The sequence below is a fragment of the Colwellia sp. genome (genome assembly GCF_013214175.1).
In the GTDB taxonomy this organism is placed as follows: Bacteria; Pseudomonadota; Gammaproteobacteria; order Enterobacterales; family Alteromonadaceae; genus Colwellia.
The window spans coordinates 282,845-298,379 of the sequence record NZ_JABSPA010000004.1; the positions used below are offsets into that span (position 1 = coordinate 282,845).

The window sequence follows — 15,535 nt, forward strand, 5'->3', positions numbered from 1 at the left end:
AGGATTTGAACCTTCGACAAATTGGTTAAAAGCCAACTGCTCTACCAGCTGAGCTAACGGCCGATTCAAGTTTTCTATTTTACATTTACTTGCTCCAATATCTATTAGGATTAGGAGACTTTTTATATTCTGACTAAAGTAGCACTTCAACAAGTAATTACTATAGCTAGAAAATTGGTCGGCCGTGAAGGATTTGAACCTTCGACAAATTGGTTAAAAGCCAACTGCTCTACCAGCTGAGCTAACGGCCGCCGTACGTTGAGTCACTGCCTCAATGCGGGGCATATAATACTCATAATATTTTTAAGTGCAACAATAAATTTCGTTTTTCTTGATATTATTTTCTGTTAGAGCAAATTCTCAACAATACGCTAGTTTTATCAGCAACTAAAAGTAATATAATGCCATTAGCTGCCAATGACCTTACTTGGTTAAACTAGCTAACCGTGGCTTAGCAAGTTTTGCCGCCGTTGATTCTGGGTATTCTTTTACTAACTGTTGATAGCGTGCAATCGCTTTTTTGTTATCTTTTTGCTTTTGAGCAACCATGGCAAGCTTTAATAGCGCATCAGGCCGCTTAGTTGAGTCTTTATGCTTGTTCACCACAATCATAAACTCTTGGCTTGCTTGGGCATGTTCCCCTTGATTAAAGAGCAACTGACCTAACCAGTAATGAGCATTGGGTGCATAGCTAGAATTGGGAAAGTTATTATTAAAGGCCTTAAATTCCACAATAGCTTGCTGGTAACGCTTATCCTTTAACACTAGGTTAAGTGCGCGGTCATAAGCCTCGTTTTCAGTTAAATTATCGCTATAACTGCTCGCATTGACTGCTGTATTAATGCTTGCGCTAGGAATAACAGTAGCTGAAGCTGTTTTACTTGTAGAAGCAAGGACTTCATTCACGCGTCTATCAATTTCTTGATAAAGCTCTCGTTGGCGCTCTAATACTTGGCCTAACTTGTGGGTATGTAATTCGGTTACGCCACGAAGTTCATTAACTTCGGATTGTAATTGGTCCAACTGACGTTGAATATTTACTTGTGCCTTATTACGTGAGTCTAACTTACGTGATAAGGAGATTAATTGCTCTGTTAACGCGGCAGAGTCGATAGAATTGGCGTTAACATCAATGACTGGCGCTTTAGCTACAGCTAACGCACTAAGGGCGCTAGCTGTAAACATCATGCCAAATAAAACTTTATTTAGTTTCATTCAGTTACCTGCTTAGTTGAGACTTATTAAGTCTTAGTAAGTATTAGTAAGTATTAGTAAACTAGTACGGCACGACGGTTTTTAGCAAAAGCATCTTCGCTACGATCTTTAATCATTGGCTTTTCTTCGCCATAGCTAACAACAGTAATTTGGCTAGCGGCAACACCCATGTTTTCTAAATAGGTTACTACTGATTTAGCACGACGTTCACCTAAAGCGATGTTGTACTCTGGCGTACCACGTTCATCAGCATGACCTTCAACTAAAACTTTTACGTCAGAGTTAGTATTTAAAAATTTAGCATGTGCATCTAAAATTGCTGAAAACTGTTCATTTACATTAGAAACATCAAAATCAAAATATATAATGTGCTCTGCACGTAATGCTTCTAATTCTTGACGTTTTTGTTCTTCAATTTCTGCAGCACGTTTAGCAGCAGTAACTCGTACGGCTTCTTGCTCTTTTTGAGCGGCTTCAGCATTTTGAGTGATTTGGGCATTAGTATCGACTTGGCTTTGCTCATCTGTATCTGAGTTTGAGCTACAAGCTGACAAAACGGTAAGAGGTAAAGCAATTGCTAAGCATTTTACTATGTTATTAAAGCGCATTTTATTATCCTTTATTCTAAAAATATAAGTTAAAAATTATTAGTTGTTTTACATATTATTATTATAAAAATGGTGACCAGGCTGGTGCCTTCACTTGACCATCAAGTGCCGGCAATCTAGCTTTAAATCTTCCATCAACCGACACTAAACCCAACACTTGTCGGTTATTATGTAAGGTACTGTATATGATCATACCACCATTAGGCGACACACTTGGCGACTCATCTAAACGCGTTTCGGTTAGCACCTGGAATGCACCCGTAGCTAACTCTTGCTTTGCTAGACGATAATTACCGCGAGTTCTATTGACCATGATCAGCTGTTTACCATCCGGGGTAACCGAACCTCCTAGGTTCATTTCACCATCAAAAGTCAAACGTCTTACTTTTCCCCCGGCTAAATCTACGCGATATAGCTGAGGTTTTCCACCCCGTTCTGAACTAAATATCAATGATTTACCATCTGGTGTCCAACTTGGCTCGGTATCGATGGCTCTATTACGGGTAACACGACGTAATTTTTTAGTCGCTAACGACATAACATATATATCTGGGTTGCCATCTTTTGACAAGACCATCGCCATGCTTTCACCATCAGGTGAGAAGCGAGGTGCACTGTTTATGCCCCTAAATGAGCTAATCAGTTTTCGTTCACCGGTATAAATATCAATGGTATGGATTTGCGCTTGACGATTTTCAAAAGAAACATACGCCAGTTGCTCACCGTTGGGACGCCAAGATGGCGACATTAATGGCTCTTTAGAACTTAACAAGACATGTTCGTTAAAACCATCATAATCGGCAAATGCCAATTGATATGGATACTTTCCTTGATCACGAACAATAACGTAGGCAATTTTACTTAAAAAAGCCCCTTTTGTTCCTGTGAGTTTTTCATAGATAACATTGCTAATGCTGTGAGCATAGCGACGAGCTTGATTAGGGTTAATATTGGCACTGCTTTGCGCTAGGATATGGTCTTGTGCTTTAACCAGTTGACCATTACTGAGCATTGACGTTTGGCCGCCGGTGATTTGACCGCGAATAACGTCGACTAATTGATAGCTTACTTGATAACGACCTATTGAAATTTCTTTTATTTTACCAATAACAATGGCTTCTGCGCCTAAGCTAGCCCAGGCACTGAAATCAATATTTTTATCATCAGTAATAATCTCAGGGAACTTGTTTGGGGAAATAGGACTAAATTTACCACTGCGCAATAAATCATCACTAATAACTTTTGCCAGGGATTCTGGACGTTCACCTGTACCTGTCCATTGGAAAGGTACTATGGCTATTGGCCGTGCGCTATCTACACCGCCGGTAATGACTATTTCTAATGCTGCCATCGCACGAGGTGAAGCTAACGCAATAATGGCGCTGATTAAAATACTTGGTAATAATCTCATTTTCTCTACTATATCCCCTTTAATTTGGTGCACTTTTAGGCGTAATACTTAACGAAATATTACATCTTGCACTAAAGATTTTTGCTGGTAAGCCATTTACTCGCTAATGAGCACTAAAACTCAGGTGCAACGGTTACCGCTATTCTGCGCATTTCTTTAAAGACCTCAGGGTCTTTAGAGACAGGTAAAGTACCGGCTTTATAAATAGCACTCTTCGCTGCATCACATACTGTTTTATCGCCTTGCCCTACTTTTACGTTGGTAACAAAGCCCGAAGACGCCAAACTGATAGTTAACTTACAAGACTTATCTGCCATGGTGCTGCGATCTTTGATCATATGACGATTAATACTTTGAGTAATCAAGGCTGAATAGCGCTGAACTTCTGTCATCACTTGCTGCTGACGTGCTTGATTACGACTGGCCATTTCAGCGGCCATTTGCTCGGCTAGCAGAGCATCTTGTATAGCCTGCTCTTTCGCTGCTATTTCTTGACGCTTACGCTCAGCTATTTTATCAAGTCGTAACTGCTCGGATTTTTTCGCTGCAGCTTCCTCTTTTAAACGTTTAGATCTTGCTGCGGCAGCTGCTTTTTCAGCAACTTGCTTTTCTTGCTCTTTTTGCTTGCGTATTTTTTCAGCTTCGGCCGCTTTTGCTTTGGAAGTTTTTGCCGCTTTATCGGCTTTAATTTTTTCTTGTTCTTTTTTCTTACGCTGACGTTCTAATTTCTTAATACGCGCTTCTTCTCTAGCTCGGCGTTTTTTAGCATCACTTGCCCGCTTTTCTACGTCTTTAAGACGTTGCTTTTCCGCATCGAGTTGTTCAGTTTTCTGCCGTTGTATTTTTTTTATCGCTTGCTCAAATTTGGCTTTATCAATAACCACCGCTTTTATTGGTTCTAAAGACTGGGCTGACGGGGTTGGTTTTGGCTTAGGTGCGGAGGCGAAGTCCCCGGCAAACAAACCAAAAAGCAATACCAGATGTAAAGCAATACTGAACCAGATGGCTTTAAGAAAAGTTGATTTGGCAGTAAAAACAGAAGCTCGTTGCTGTACCACGCTATTCCCCTACCGAGTCGGTCATTAAACCTACCGATGGTACACCGGCAACTGTTTGCAGCATGACCATAAGTTGTATAACTGCATTGTAAGAAACAGCGCCATCACCATTAACCACGACCGGTGTTCCGGGTTCAAGAGCTAAATGCGCTTTTACTAATATCGCAACTTCTTCTGCCGACATCGGCTCTTTATCATTTGCCCCCACCGTTAGGTAATAGCGACCTTGTGCATCAACACTCGCTACTAATGGGGTTTTACTATCTGCATCAAGGGGCTCAGCTTCCGCCTGTGGCAAGTCAACTTTAACGCCTTGGGTAATTAACGGCGTAGTAATCATAAAAATAATCAACAATACCAACATTACATCGATATAAGGGACAACATTAATTTCAGCCACTTTGCGGCGTCTAACTCTTTGGTACATAGTTATGCCTTATTCGCAGATTGCTCCGCAGCAGATTGACGTTGTAATATACTGGAAAATTCATCCATAAAGTTGCCATAGCTGTTCTCAAGCTTTTCTACTTTATGACTAAAACGGTTAAAGAATATAACAGCAGGTATAGCGGCAAATAAGCCCATAGCAGTAGCGATTAGTGCTTCGGCAATACCTGGCGCGACCATAGCAAGTGTCGCCTGTTTTACCGCACCTAAAGCAACAAATGAAGTCATGATGCCCCACACTGTACCGAATAGACCAATATATGGACTAATAGAACCCACTGTAGCCATAAAGGGCAAGTGAGTTTCTAAGCTATCAACTTCTCGTGATAAAGCAACACGCATGGCACGATGAGTACCATCGACAATAATTTGTGGATTATCAATATGACTTTTTCTTAAGCGAGCAAATTCTTTAAAACCTGCAATAAATAAGGTTTCAATACCTTGCACCTGAGGTTTAGCCGAGATTTCACTATAGAGTTTACTTAAATCAGCGCCACTCCAAAACTTATCTTCAAACGCCTTTAGTTCTAATGCTGCTGTTTTTAGTATTTTTCTGCGCTGAAAGATCATCGCCCAGCACATAATTGAGAAGATAAGTAAGATAAGCATAACAAATTGCACTAATAAGCTTGCTTCCATGACTAAGTGGAAAAAGGAAATTTCAGCTGACACGTTTAAACGCTCCTAATATTGATTCGGGAATAGCACAGGGTTTATGCTGGCTAAAATCAACGCAAGCAACACGTATTTTAGCGGTACAAAGTACTTGTTGTGCTTGATTGGTTATTTGTTGTTGAAACACTAAACTTGCCCGTTTCAAAGTTATTATTGTTGACTTTACTTCGAGTAAATCATCGAGTTTGGCTGAGGCAAGGTTGTCCATTTCAACCTTTCTGACCACAAAACCTAACTTTTGTTGCAAAAAAGATTGCTGATTTATTCCTATCTCTCGCAACCACTCGGTACGTGCTCGCTCAAAAAACTTTAAATAATTGGCATAATAGACAATACCGCCAGCATCCGTATCTTCGTAATAAACACGAATAGCGAAATTATGCGCTGTCACTGTGGTTGATTTAGGTACTTCTTCAGACATGACTATTAGTATTATTATGAAATTGAATGATTACTTAAGCTAGGTGGCTCTATAGTAATAGATAAAGCAATGGGCAAACAAGGTGGTAGCGTTAATATTTTACAATTTTAAGTAGAAAAGCCACTAAAAACGATTTTCTTTATAACTAAAAACAAAAAAAGCGCCCTAAGGCGCTTTTTCAACTAGTGCTCACACATCAATTAACTATGACGTGGTGCACGTTCAGTACGACGAGGTGCTCGCTTTTGGCTAACTACTACTTCGTCTGAAGTTGTAATAGCTAAAGGTTGACGACGAACACGTACACCTTTCAATTGATTGAACAAGTCTGTAGGAATACCTTTAGGTAATTGTACAAAACTATGTTTCTCGTGCAAGTTAATCGCACCGATATAGCTGCTATCAAGTGAAATTTCATTAGCGATTGCGCCAACGATATCTCCAGGACGTGCACCATGCTCTTTACCTACTTCAAGGCGGTAAGTCTGCCAATCAACATCGTTACGGTTTACCTTTTCTTTACGAGGTCTTTCTTCACGTGTACCGCGGCTATTTCGATCATTACCACGACTATTACGGTCATTACCACGGCTGTTACGGTCATTGCCACGGCTGTTACGATCGTTACCACGGTCATTACGGTCGTTACGTTCACGCGCATCACGACGAGGCTTAGGATCTTCTTTTGGTTGCAGTGGTTGCTTCATTTGCTTTTGGAAAAGTAATGCTGCGGCAAGGTCAATCATAGAAACTTCAGACTCTGCAGCCATAGCTTCAACAATTTCACGCATGCTTGAGATATCTTTATCAGCAACAATCTTAGCAACTTCAACACGAGTACGCTCAATACGTATTTTACCAATATCTTGGATATTTGGTAAATCGTAGTTAAGAACAGTACCATTCGTTAAACGCTCATAATGACGAATTGAGTACATTTCACGTGGACGTACAAAAGCAATTGACATACCTTCACGACCAGCGCGACCAGTACGACCAATACGGTGAACATATGCTTCGTTATCACCAGGTAAATCATAGTTAATAACTAATGAGATGCGTGGTATATCTAAACCACGAGCAACAACATCAGTAGCAACTAAGATAGATGATTTACCAGATTTCATTTGGTCAATACAACGCTCTCGTTGTGTTTGATTCAAATCACCATTTAGTGCTAATGCAGGGTAACCGGCACGCTCTAATTTTTCTGCAATATCAACAGTATCATTACGAGTACGAACAAAAATAATCATTGCATCGTATTCAACCACTTCAGCAATACGCTCTAACGCAGTCATTTTAGTGATGCCACTAACTTTCCATGCGTACTGAGTAATATTAGCTTTGGCTTTTTTAACAGCGGCAACTTTAATGTGCTCAGGATCTTTTAAGAAACGGTTAGCAATTTTACGAATCGCTGGTGGCATTGTTGCTGAGAACAAACACATTTGTGCAGTTTTTGGGATGTGATCCAAAATCCACTGGATGTCTTCTAAAAAGCCCATGTTTAACATTTCATCTGCTTCATCAAGCACACAAACACGTAATTCATCTAATTTAAGGCTTTTGCGACGTAAATGGTCCATTAAACGACCAGGAGTACCAACAACAACTTGTGCGCCACGCTCTAGTTGTTGAAATTGTGGTCCATAAGATTGGCCACCGTATAATGTAGCAACACGTAAACCTTTCATGTCTTTACCGAAAGACTCAATTGCTTCAGCAACTTGCATCGCTAATTCACGTGTAGGTGCTAAAACCATTAATTGTGGTTTTCTAATTGAAGTATCAATTTTTGCTAATGCAGGTAAACCAAAGGCAGCAGTTTTACCTGTACCTGTTTGTGCTTCACCTAATACGTCTTTACCGGCAAGTAATGGCGGTATGGTGAGTGCTTGAATATCGGTAGCAGATTCAAAGCCAATAGAAAGAACAGCGGATAATAAGTTTTCAGGTAAGCCTAGAGAGGCAAATGCTACAGCTTCAGTAACAGTTTCAGTTTCAGTTTCAGTTTTTTGATCAGTCATAATAATTTTCATCTTCGCAAGGCAGGCGCATTACTTGAGCATAATTACTTGGGCGTAATTATAAAAATCAATCACCAAGCTGCCGCCAAATTAACGGGTGTTAATTAGCTGCACTTAATAGCATTTGATTTAAATTGCTAAGTCTTAACCTGCGTAAAATATATACGAGGAAACCACCAGGAAGACTTTAGGCGCATAGCGTAAATTGACGCTATATTTCTTGCTAATTCTAGGGACGAATTAGCTGGGCAAGTCTATTGGGCGGTAAAACCCCACTCATTCTCAATGTACTTATACATCCATGAACTATTGCTAGTTGGTATAAGTAAGTCACTATCGGACTAACTTTGGCTGAAATTCATTCAACCTGCCATCGAGGCGCGCATTATACAGAGTTTTTAAGGCTTGGCAAGAACTTTATAAAATAATGTCTTGATAAAGGTTGGAGTATTTTATTTTATGTGAGTTAAATAGAAATTTTCTTAATGATTCCCTACCCTCTTGTAAGTCTTTAAATTTAGCCGCTACCACATTGTTGTCGTGTCGAACCAAATCAAGCTCTAGCTTTAACGGCTCTTCTCCGGCTAAGCTCATTTCTAATGAGGTGTGCTGTAAATCTATCGTATGCTCTGCTGAATTAGGGATTTTGAATGTTAATCCTGTGGCAGAAAGTGATAAAACTTCAATTTTTTGATCATGAAAGACGTCAGTAATTGCCACATTTTTAGGTGTATTAACCCGCCAACTACGTTCACTGCCATTAGCATCAATTATTTCTGGCGTACCTAGTTTAGGGGAAAAGTCACCGGCTTTATTCATCGTTAGAGAGACGGGAAACCACAATTGATAATGACTAATTTCTGCTAATAGCGTTAATTTACTGCCCACTAGAATTTGTCTTAACGATTGTGGCACATCAGTTTGCACACTAAGTTGGTGTTTAGCGTCACTAACCATGCAATCTGTTGATGTTTCAGTAAAAATATTATTGAAAAAATCCAGCTCTTCCGTCGAAAATTCCATTTAAACTTCATACCGTTTATTGTTTTTATCTAAAACCACCATAACAAAAGCACTATAAAAGTGCAATTATCGAACTGTTATGGCTTGTTTTTTAACCTTTAGATGAAAAACAATATTACTCTTCGGGTCCATTGAGTATATCGGCAAAGTTTTCTAGTTTATCTAGGGCTAACCCATGGATAGATTTACGTGGATAACGACCTGTTCGACTAATGACACCGGCATCGACATTCATTAAGAGCTCCAATGCTTGGTCAATAGTCTCAACAGCGTGTATGGTAAAGTCGCCACGAGCAACCGCAGCTATCACTTCATCATTAAGCATTAAGTTAATGATATTGGTTTGTGGAATAATAACCCCTTGTTTTCCGGTTAAGCCTTTGTCTTGGCACAACTGGAAGAAGCCTTCTATTTTCTCATTAACGCCACCAATGGATTGCACTTCACCATGTTGGTTAATTGAACCAGTTATCGCTAGGCTTTGATCTATCGGTAATAAGGTAATGGCAGAAATAAGTGCACAAAGCTCAGCCATGGAGGCACTATCGCCATCGATATGCCCATAGGATTGTTCTATGGCTATATTGGCGGATATAGATACAGGAAAGGTTTGTCCATATTTATGACCTAAATATCCGGTTAACAATAATACCCCTTTGGAGTGAATCGACTTACCTAGGTCTACCTCTCGCTCGATATCAGTTACACCTTCACTACCCGCATAAACGGTTGCGGTTATCCGGGCTGGAGTACCAAAAACACTATCACCTATTTCTAACACGGTTAAACCATTGACCTTACCAACATACTCTCCCTCGGTATGGATTAAGACTTGCCGTTCTTTGATTTCACTGAGCCAAGTTTCACTGAGTCGACCAATACGGTGGTTCTTCGCTGCTTGCGCCAAAGCGATATGTTGTGCGGTTAATTCACCCGTACCACCCTGTTTTTGCCAGCAATAATTTGCTTCATCTAGTAAATCATTTATTTGCACAATATTGGCTGAAATCTTGTGTTTATGTGCACTGCGTCTCAGTGCATAACGAACTAGTTCTAATACCGCGTCATTACTAACCTCGGGGTAATTATATTGTTCAGCCCGTCGCCTTATTAATTGACCAAAGGCAATTAAATTACTATCGGTTTTATCTAGATGGCGATCAAAATCAGCTAACACCCGAAAAAGTTCGGTAAACTCTTGATCGTAATCTTGTAAGGTATAATAAATTTCGGCATCACCCAGTAACACCACTTTAACTTGCAGAGGAATTTTTTCAGGCTGTAAGCTATAACCACTTGGCGGGCTATATTCAGAATAAGGGTTTTCAATGGTAATTTGTTGAGTTTTCAAGGCTAGTTTCAAACGCGACCACACCATAGGTTGACTTAGCACTTTGTCGGCATCTAATAATAAATAGCCGCCATTAGCTTTATGCAAAGCACCAGGCCTGATTAACCGATAGCTAGTATAGCTACTGCCTTGAAAACTGGCAAAATCAACATGACCAAAGAGGTTCTGATAGGTTGGGTTTTGCTCATAAACGACCGGAGCTCCTTGTGTGTCATCACGCGGCACCAGTAAGGTGGGCAGAAAACGCTCAACCATCAATTTACGTAACTCTTTATCCGTTGGCATGTCATCAGATTCTGTGACTAGCGTCTCTAATACTGCATCTACTACATGATTTCTTACTTTATCTAAATATTTCAATACGTCTTGATTATTACTAAACTCTTTTTCTAATTCAGTAATATAAGGCTTAATAGCTTGCTCAGCAGTGTCATTTTTAAGCTTTCTTAATTGATCAAAAGACAGTCGTTTCCATAGTGGTAACTCTAATAATTGCTCGGCCAACACATTCTCTAAGTCACCGAGTAGTTGGTAAAACTTGCTTCGTTCCTCTTCATTTAAATTAGAGAATTCTTTATCAGTTAACGGTTTACCATCAACCAAAGGTGAAAATACTAATTCGCCATTTTCTTCATATAAAACCACATTATCTTTTAAAGCAATTTTTTCAACAATACTGATGGCCTGATCATATTTTTTATTAAACTCTCGATCAATGGCGGATTTTTGTCTTTGATAACCCGGGTTATCAAAGACCTCAGGGAATAAACTCAGTAAACCATCGATAAACTTGTTCATACTCACTAAGAGCTGTTTACCATCGCCTGGCTTTAGCGACAAGGTTAAGGGAATATGGCTTTCATCAAAATTATTGGTATAGCACCATTCATCAGGTGCGGTTTTCTCGGAAGCAAGGGACGTTAACATTTGTTTGATTAATGTTTGTCGCCCCGTACCATGCTCACCCATAGCAAAAACATTAAAACCAATTGTCGACATTGATAAACCAAACTCCAACGCCTCTTTTGCCCGCTCATGGCCAACAAAGCCTTGCACGCCGGAATCATGGTTTTTATTGACTGTTTCTTTATTATTGGAAAATAAGGCAACTGATAAGGAAGAAGTAAGTTCATCAACCCCAATACGGGTATGATCGACAAGGCAAGTAAGAGTTTTAGTCATATAAATCCTTTAAAGAGCGTTATGAAGTAACGAGTCTACTAAATAAGGTATCGAAGCAAACGTTTTGAAACTAATTTGAGAAAGTAGCGCATCAAAGTATACATTTCGAAATCAAGGTATCGTAATTTTGTCGCTAGTGTACTTGCTAACATTTTAGCTAACAAGTTGATTCTAAAAGTTAAGTGCTAAGGGTTGAGCGGCAGACGAATAAAGTCTGTTGAGCCACAATGAACACAGTCGCCAATTTCACTAAAATGCAAAATAGTTATTTTTTCATCACACTGCTCACATTGCAGCTCACCAAAGCCAATGAAATCACCACTTTTATAGAGGCCATCATGGTCAAAGTCATCAACCAGCTCAGCCCATTCAACTTGTGACTTATCGGTTAACTGGGCGAGATTCTGCCAAAGTGTTTCATTTAATAAGCCAAGGTAGAGCGAATGTTTAGCTTGTGAGCGATTTAATTGATAAAAATCATGCAAGTCATATTTTAAATTGTCGGAAAATTGTTTCAGCTTTTCCTCAGTCATCGTTTCCGCTGCACCAGCATACAACTTAGCCTGTTTAATAAACTCATCAAGGTGTGGCTTTTGCTCAGTTTTGACTTCAGTTAACCAATCATTGAGCTTTTGATAGATTTCAGCAAAGTAATCATTTTGAAGTGCCATTAGTATTTCCCCTTATGAGTTCAGCGACTGTTGAACTTTAACTATAGGTTTAAGTATAGGAAAAGTTAAAATTTAAGCTTAATTATGCTTGTTGTTACCCCGCCAGATAAGGTATTCTACAGCGATAATCTAACGTCGATTTATCCGCTGTTTATGCAAATTTGCACTCTATAACAGAGAAGATAGCCAACAAGTCGATAACACCTTAAAAGCATTCGAGAAAGCCTTAATGGAAGCCATTTATAATCCTCAAGCGATTGAAGCCACAGTACAAAAATTTTGGACTGATAACAACACATTTCAAGCTATTGAAAATCCAGACAAAGAAAAGTTTTATTGCTTAGCAATGTTCCCTTACCCAAGTGGTCGATTGCACATGGGTCATGTGCGTAACTACAGCTTAGGTGATGTTATTTCCCGTTACCAGCGTATGCAGGGCAAAAATGTCATGCAGCCTATGGGGTGGGATGCTTTTGGCTTACCTGCTGAAAATGCAGCCATTAAAAACAAAACAGCGCCAGGAAAATGGACTTATGAAAATATTGATTACATGCGTAATCAATTACAATCCCTTGGTTTTGGTTACGACTGGAGCCGTGAATTAGCGACTTGTAAGCCTGATTACTATCGTTGGGAACAATGGTTTTTCACTAAGCTTTATGAAAAAGGCTTAGTTTATAAGAAAAATGCCACGGTAAACTGGGATCCGGTTGATCAAACTGTATTAGCAAACGAGCAAGTTATTGACGGTCGTGGCTGGCGTTCAGGTGCAATTGTTGAGCGTAAAGAAATTCCACAATGGTTTATCAAAATCACCGCTTACGCCGAAGAATTACTTGACGATTTAGACAAGTTAACGGAGTGGCCTGAGCAAGTTAAAACCATGCAACGTAACTGGATTGGTCGCTCGCAAGGTGTTGAGATGACTTTTGCTGTCGCAGATTCAGACGACAGTTTTGATATCTACACCACTCGACCAGATACTTTAATGGGTGTTACTTATGTCGCCTTAGCTGCGCAGCATCCATTAGCATTAGCGGCAGCAAAAGATAATGCCGATTTAGCGAAATTTATTGCTGAATGTAAAAACAGCAAAACCACTGAAGCCGACATGGCTGTAATGGAGAAAAAAGGCGTTGATACCGGCCTTAAAGCTCTTCACCCTCTTACCGGTAAGTTAGTGCCAGTATGGGCGGCCAACTTTGTACTAATGGATTATGGCTCAGGTGCAGTTATGTCAGTACCTGGTCATGATCAACGCGATTATGAGTTTGCCACTAAATATGGCTTAGCCATAGAGCAAGTTATTGCCGGTCAAGAGTCTGACGATATTAACAAAGCCGCTATCACAGAAAAGTCGACGCTAATTAACTCTGGCGAATTCGATGGCTTAGATTTCGAACAAGCTTTTAAAGCTATCAGTGAAAAATTAGTCAGTGAAAACAAGGGTAAAACTACCACTAACTACCGTTTACGTGACTGGGGTGTTTCCCGTCAACGTTATTGGGGTACACCAATTCCAATGGTTAACCTAGCTAATGGTGAGTCTGTACCTGTACCGGAAAGTGAATTGCCGGTGTTATTACCTGAAGACGTGGTCATGAATGGTACCACCTCGCCTATTAAAGATGACCCAGAGTGGGCCAAGACAACTTATAACGGTGAAGCAGCATTACGCGAAACAGATACCTTTGATACCTTTATGGAGTCTTCTTGGTATTACGCACGTTACTGTTCACCAAATGACGATACCCAAATGATAGATCCGGCCAAAGCGAATTATTGGTTGCCGGTAGATCAATATATTGGTGGTATTGAACATGCAATTTTACATTTATTATACTCACGCTTCTTCCATAAATTATTACGTGATGTCGGTTTAGTCGATTGTGATGAACCTTTTAAAAAGCTGTTATGCCAAGGTATGGTGCTAGCGGAAACTTTTTACCGTGAAGCTGACAACGGTGCACAAGATTGGATTGCGCCAAGTGATGTTGAAGTCTTAGAACGTAACGATAAAGGCGACATAGTTTCAGCCATTAGCAAGCTTGATGGCCTACCTGTGTTATCTGCTGGCATGAGCAAAATGTCTAAATCGAAAAATAACGGTATTGACCCGCAGAAAGTTATCGAGAAATACGGTGCTGACACTGTGCGTTTATTTATTATGTTCACTTCACCGCCAGAGCAAACGTTAGAATGGTCTGACGCCGGTGTTGAAGGTGCGTATCGTTTTGTTAAGCGAGTTTATAAATTAGCCAATGATTTTGTTGAAAGTACTAGTGATACTACCGTGTCAGATATTGCTGGATTAACATTAAACAGTGATCAGAAGAAATTACGTCGTGAGTTACATAAAACCATTGCTAAAGTTACCGATGATATCGGTCGTCGTAATACCTTTAACACAGCGATTGCTGCCGTTATGGAGTTAATGAATCACTTAAGCAAAGCTAAACTGAACAGTGATGAAGATAAAGCGGTCATGCAAGAAGCTGTTCGCGCTGTGGTATTAATGCTAACACCTATTACCCCACATTTATGTCATCACTTATGGCAAGCGGTTGGCGGTAGCGACTTAAATGTTGAAGATGCTAGCTGGCCTGTAGTTGACGAAAGTGCTCTAATAGAAGATGAGAAGCTTATTATTGTGCAAGTAAATGGCAAGTTACGCGCAAAAATTACCGTTGCTGCTGATGCAAGCAAAGAAGACGTGGAAGCATTGGGCTTAAATGATGAAAACGTATTGAAATTTACTGAAGGTAAAACAATACGCAAAGTTATTTATATCCCTGGCAAGATATTTAACATTGTCGCCAACTAGCTTGTTGCTGCTCACTCACCTGTTCTCGCAATTAAGGGTAAATGATAAATGTATAAATTGAGCCTTGCTATTAAAAGCTTAACCTTTAGAAATTTAGCTATCGCCCTGTTAACCACAAGCTTATTATCTGCTTGTGGTTTTCAACTCCGCGGTGATTATTTACTCGATGATGAGCTGCAAACACTTTATGTCAGCTCAACGGATGTTCACGGTGAGTTGACGCGTTTAGTTAAACTAAATTTAACACGCAATCAAGTTAAAGTATTAAAGCATTCGAAAACGGATATCCCTGAATTACGAATTATTTCAGATAAATTAGATAGACGTACTTTGTCACTATTCGCTAACGGTCAAGTGGCCGAATATGAACTTACTTATTCAGTGCATTATCAAGTGCGCTTTACTGGCGAAGATGCTCAACAGTTCAGTTTTGAACTGTATCGTGATTATCAAGATGATCCTAACCTTGCCTTAGCAAAAAGTAGAGAGTTATCACTTTTATTAAGTGAAATGAGAACGTCGGCCGCCGATAAAATACTCCGTGACTTAGCAAGAATCCAACGCTAGTAGTTAGCTATAGCTATTAGCAAAGCATTTTTTTTAACGCCACCCGTCA

13 protein-coding genes and 1 tRNA gene are annotated in these 15,535 nt (G+C 39.8%); 2 read left to right on the plus strand and 12 right to left on the minus strand.

All coding sequences use genetic code 11. The features are described 5' to 3' along the window. Positions 1 to 175: 175 nt before the first annotated feature. From HRT55_RS12425 to HRT55_RS12480, 12 genes are all read right to left on the minus strand, one after another. Positions 176 to 251 (minus strand) — tRNA-Lys (locus HRT55_RS12425). A 172-nt stretch (positions 252 to 423) separates the two neighbouring features. Further along, positions 424 to 1,215 carry a tol-pal system protein YbgF gene (gene ybgF, locus HRT55_RS12430; protein WP_291621679.1) on the minus strand — a complete coding sequence of 264 codons (792 nt, stop codon included), beginning with the start codon at positions 1,213 to 1,215 and terminating at the stop codon, positions 424 to 426. 53 nt (positions 1,216 to 1,268) lie between these two features. Beyond that, positions 1,269 to 1,823, minus strand: a complete 555-nt coding sequence (gene pal / locus HRT55_RS12435) for a peptidoglycan-associated lipoprotein Pal (protein WP_291621681.1) — start codon at positions 1,821 to 1,823, stop codon at positions 1,269 to 1,271. Between the two features lie 61 nt (positions 1,824 to 1,884). Then, a complete protein-coding gene (tolB, locus tag HRT55_RS12440; RefSeq protein WP_291621683.1) occupies positions 1,885 to 3,234 on the minus strand; it encodes a Tol-Pal system beta propeller repeat protein TolB in 1,350 nt (449 codons plus the stop codon). 113 nt (positions 3,235 to 3,347) lie between these two features. Continuing rightward, positions 3,348 to 4,292, minus strand: coding sequence for a cell envelope integrity protein TolA (gene tolA, locus HRT55_RS12445; RefSeq protein ID WP_291621685.1), 945 nt, complete (start codon positions 4,290 to 4,292; stop codon positions 3,348 to 3,350). A gap of 1 nt (position 4,293) precedes the next feature. Continuing rightward, positions 4,294 to 4,719 (minus strand): protein TolR, encoded by a 426-nt coding sequence (tolR, locus tag HRT55_RS12450; protein WP_291615515.1) that lies wholly within the window; start codon positions 4,717 to 4,719, stop codon positions 4,294 to 4,296. 2 nt (positions 4,720 to 4,721) lie between these two features. Further along, a complete protein-coding gene (gene tolQ, locus HRT55_RS12455) occupies positions 4,722 to 5,414 on the minus strand; it encodes a protein TolQ (protein WP_291615517.1) in 693 nt (230 codons plus the stop codon). Next, the gene (ybgC, locus tag HRT55_RS12460; RefSeq protein WP_291615519.1) at positions 5,404 to 5,838 is read right to left on the minus strand and encodes a tol-pal system-associated acyl-CoA thioesterase; all 435 of its coding nucleotides are present in this window, start codon (positions 5,836 to 5,838) and stop codon (positions 5,404 to 5,406) included. Before ybgC ends, tolQ begins: the two co-directional genes overlap by 11 nt. Positions 5,839 to 6,038: 200 nt before the next feature. Beyond that, a complete protein-coding gene (locus tag HRT55_RS12465) occupies positions 6,039 to 7,868 on the minus strand; it encodes a DEAD/DEAH box helicase (RefSeq protein ID WP_291621688.1) in 1,830 nt (609 codons plus the stop codon). A gap of 417 nt (positions 7,869 to 8,285) precedes the next feature. Next, positions 8,286 to 8,891, minus strand: coding sequence for a hypothetical protein (locus tag HRT55_RS12470; protein WP_291621690.1), 606 nt, complete (start codon positions 8,889 to 8,891; stop codon positions 8,286 to 8,288). Between the two features lie 115 nt (positions 8,892 to 9,006). Continuing rightward, the gene (locus HRT55_RS12475) at positions 9,007 to 11,424 is read right to left on the minus strand and encodes a Lon protease family protein (RefSeq protein WP_291621692.1); all 2,418 of its coding nucleotides are present in this window, start codon (positions 11,422 to 11,424) and stop codon (positions 9,007 to 9,009) included. 185 nt (positions 11,425 to 11,609) lie between these two features. Continuing rightward, positions 11,610 to 12,095 carry a hypothetical protein gene (locus HRT55_RS12480; protein WP_291621694.1) on the minus strand — a complete coding sequence of 162 codons (486 nt, stop codon included), beginning with the start codon at positions 12,093 to 12,095 and terminating at the stop codon, positions 11,610 to 11,612. A 229-nt stretch (positions 12,096 to 12,324) separates the two neighbouring features. Between HRT55_RS12480 and leuS the strand changes: the two genes are divergently transcribed. Continuing rightward, on the plus strand, positions 12,325 to 14,919 hold the full coding sequence (gene leuS / locus HRT55_RS12485; RefSeq protein ID WP_291621696.1) for a leucine--tRNA ligase: 2,595 nt from the start codon (positions 12,325 to 12,327) through the stop codon (positions 14,917 to 14,919). A 48-nt stretch (positions 14,920 to 14,967) separates the two neighbouring features. After that, positions 14,968 to 15,486: an LPS assembly lipoprotein LptE gene (lptE, locus tag HRT55_RS12490; protein WP_291617282.1), complete on the plus strand. Its 519-nt coding sequence runs from the start codon at positions 14,968 to 14,970 to the stop codon at positions 15,484 to 15,486. The last annotated feature ends 49 nt before the right edge of the window (positions 15,487 to 15,535 follow it).

Bases quoted from the DNA above. Each gene is read 5' to 3' on its own strand.
- pal (WP_291621681.1), bottom strand. From the start codon at position 1,823: ATGCGCTTTAATAACATAGTAAAATGCTTAGCAATTGCTTTACCTCTT.
- HRT55_RS12465 (WP_291621688.1), bottom strand. From the start codon at position 7,868: ATGACTGATCAAAAAACTGAAACTGAAACTGAAACTGTTACTGAAGCT.
- lptE (WP_291617282.1), top strand. From the start codon at position 14,968: ATGTATAAATTGAGCCTTGCTATTAAAAGCTTAACCTTTAGAAATTTA.
- HRT55_RS12480 (WP_291621694.1), bottom strand. From the start codon at position 12,095: ATGGCACTTCAAAATGATTACTTTGCTGAAATCTATCAAAAGCTCAAT.
- tolR (WP_291615515.1), bottom strand. From the start codon at position 4,719: ATGTACCAAAGAGTTAGACGCCGCAAAGTGGCTGAAATTAATGTTGTC.
- ybgF (WP_291621679.1), bottom strand. From the start codon at position 1,215: ATGAAACTAAATAAAGTTTTATTTGGCATGATGTTTACAGCTAGCGCC.
- leuS (WP_291621696.1), top strand. From the start codon at position 12,325: ATGGAAGCCATTTATAATCCTCAAGCGATTGAAGCCACAGTACAAAAA.
- ybgC (WP_291615519.1), bottom strand. From the start codon at position 5,838: ATGTCTGAAGAAGTACCTAAATCAACCACAGTGACAGCGCATAATTTC.
- tolB (WP_291621683.1), bottom strand. From the start codon at position 3,234: ATGAGATTATTACCAAGTATTTTAATCAGCGCCATTATTGCGTTAGCT.
- HRT55_RS12470 (WP_291621690.1), bottom strand. From the start codon at position 8,891: ATGGAATTTTCGACGGAAGAGCTGGATTTTTTCAATAATATTTTTACT.
- HRT55_RS12475 (WP_291621692.1), bottom strand. From the start codon at position 11,424: ATGACTAAAACTCTTACTTGCCTTGTCGATCATACCCGTATTGGGGTT.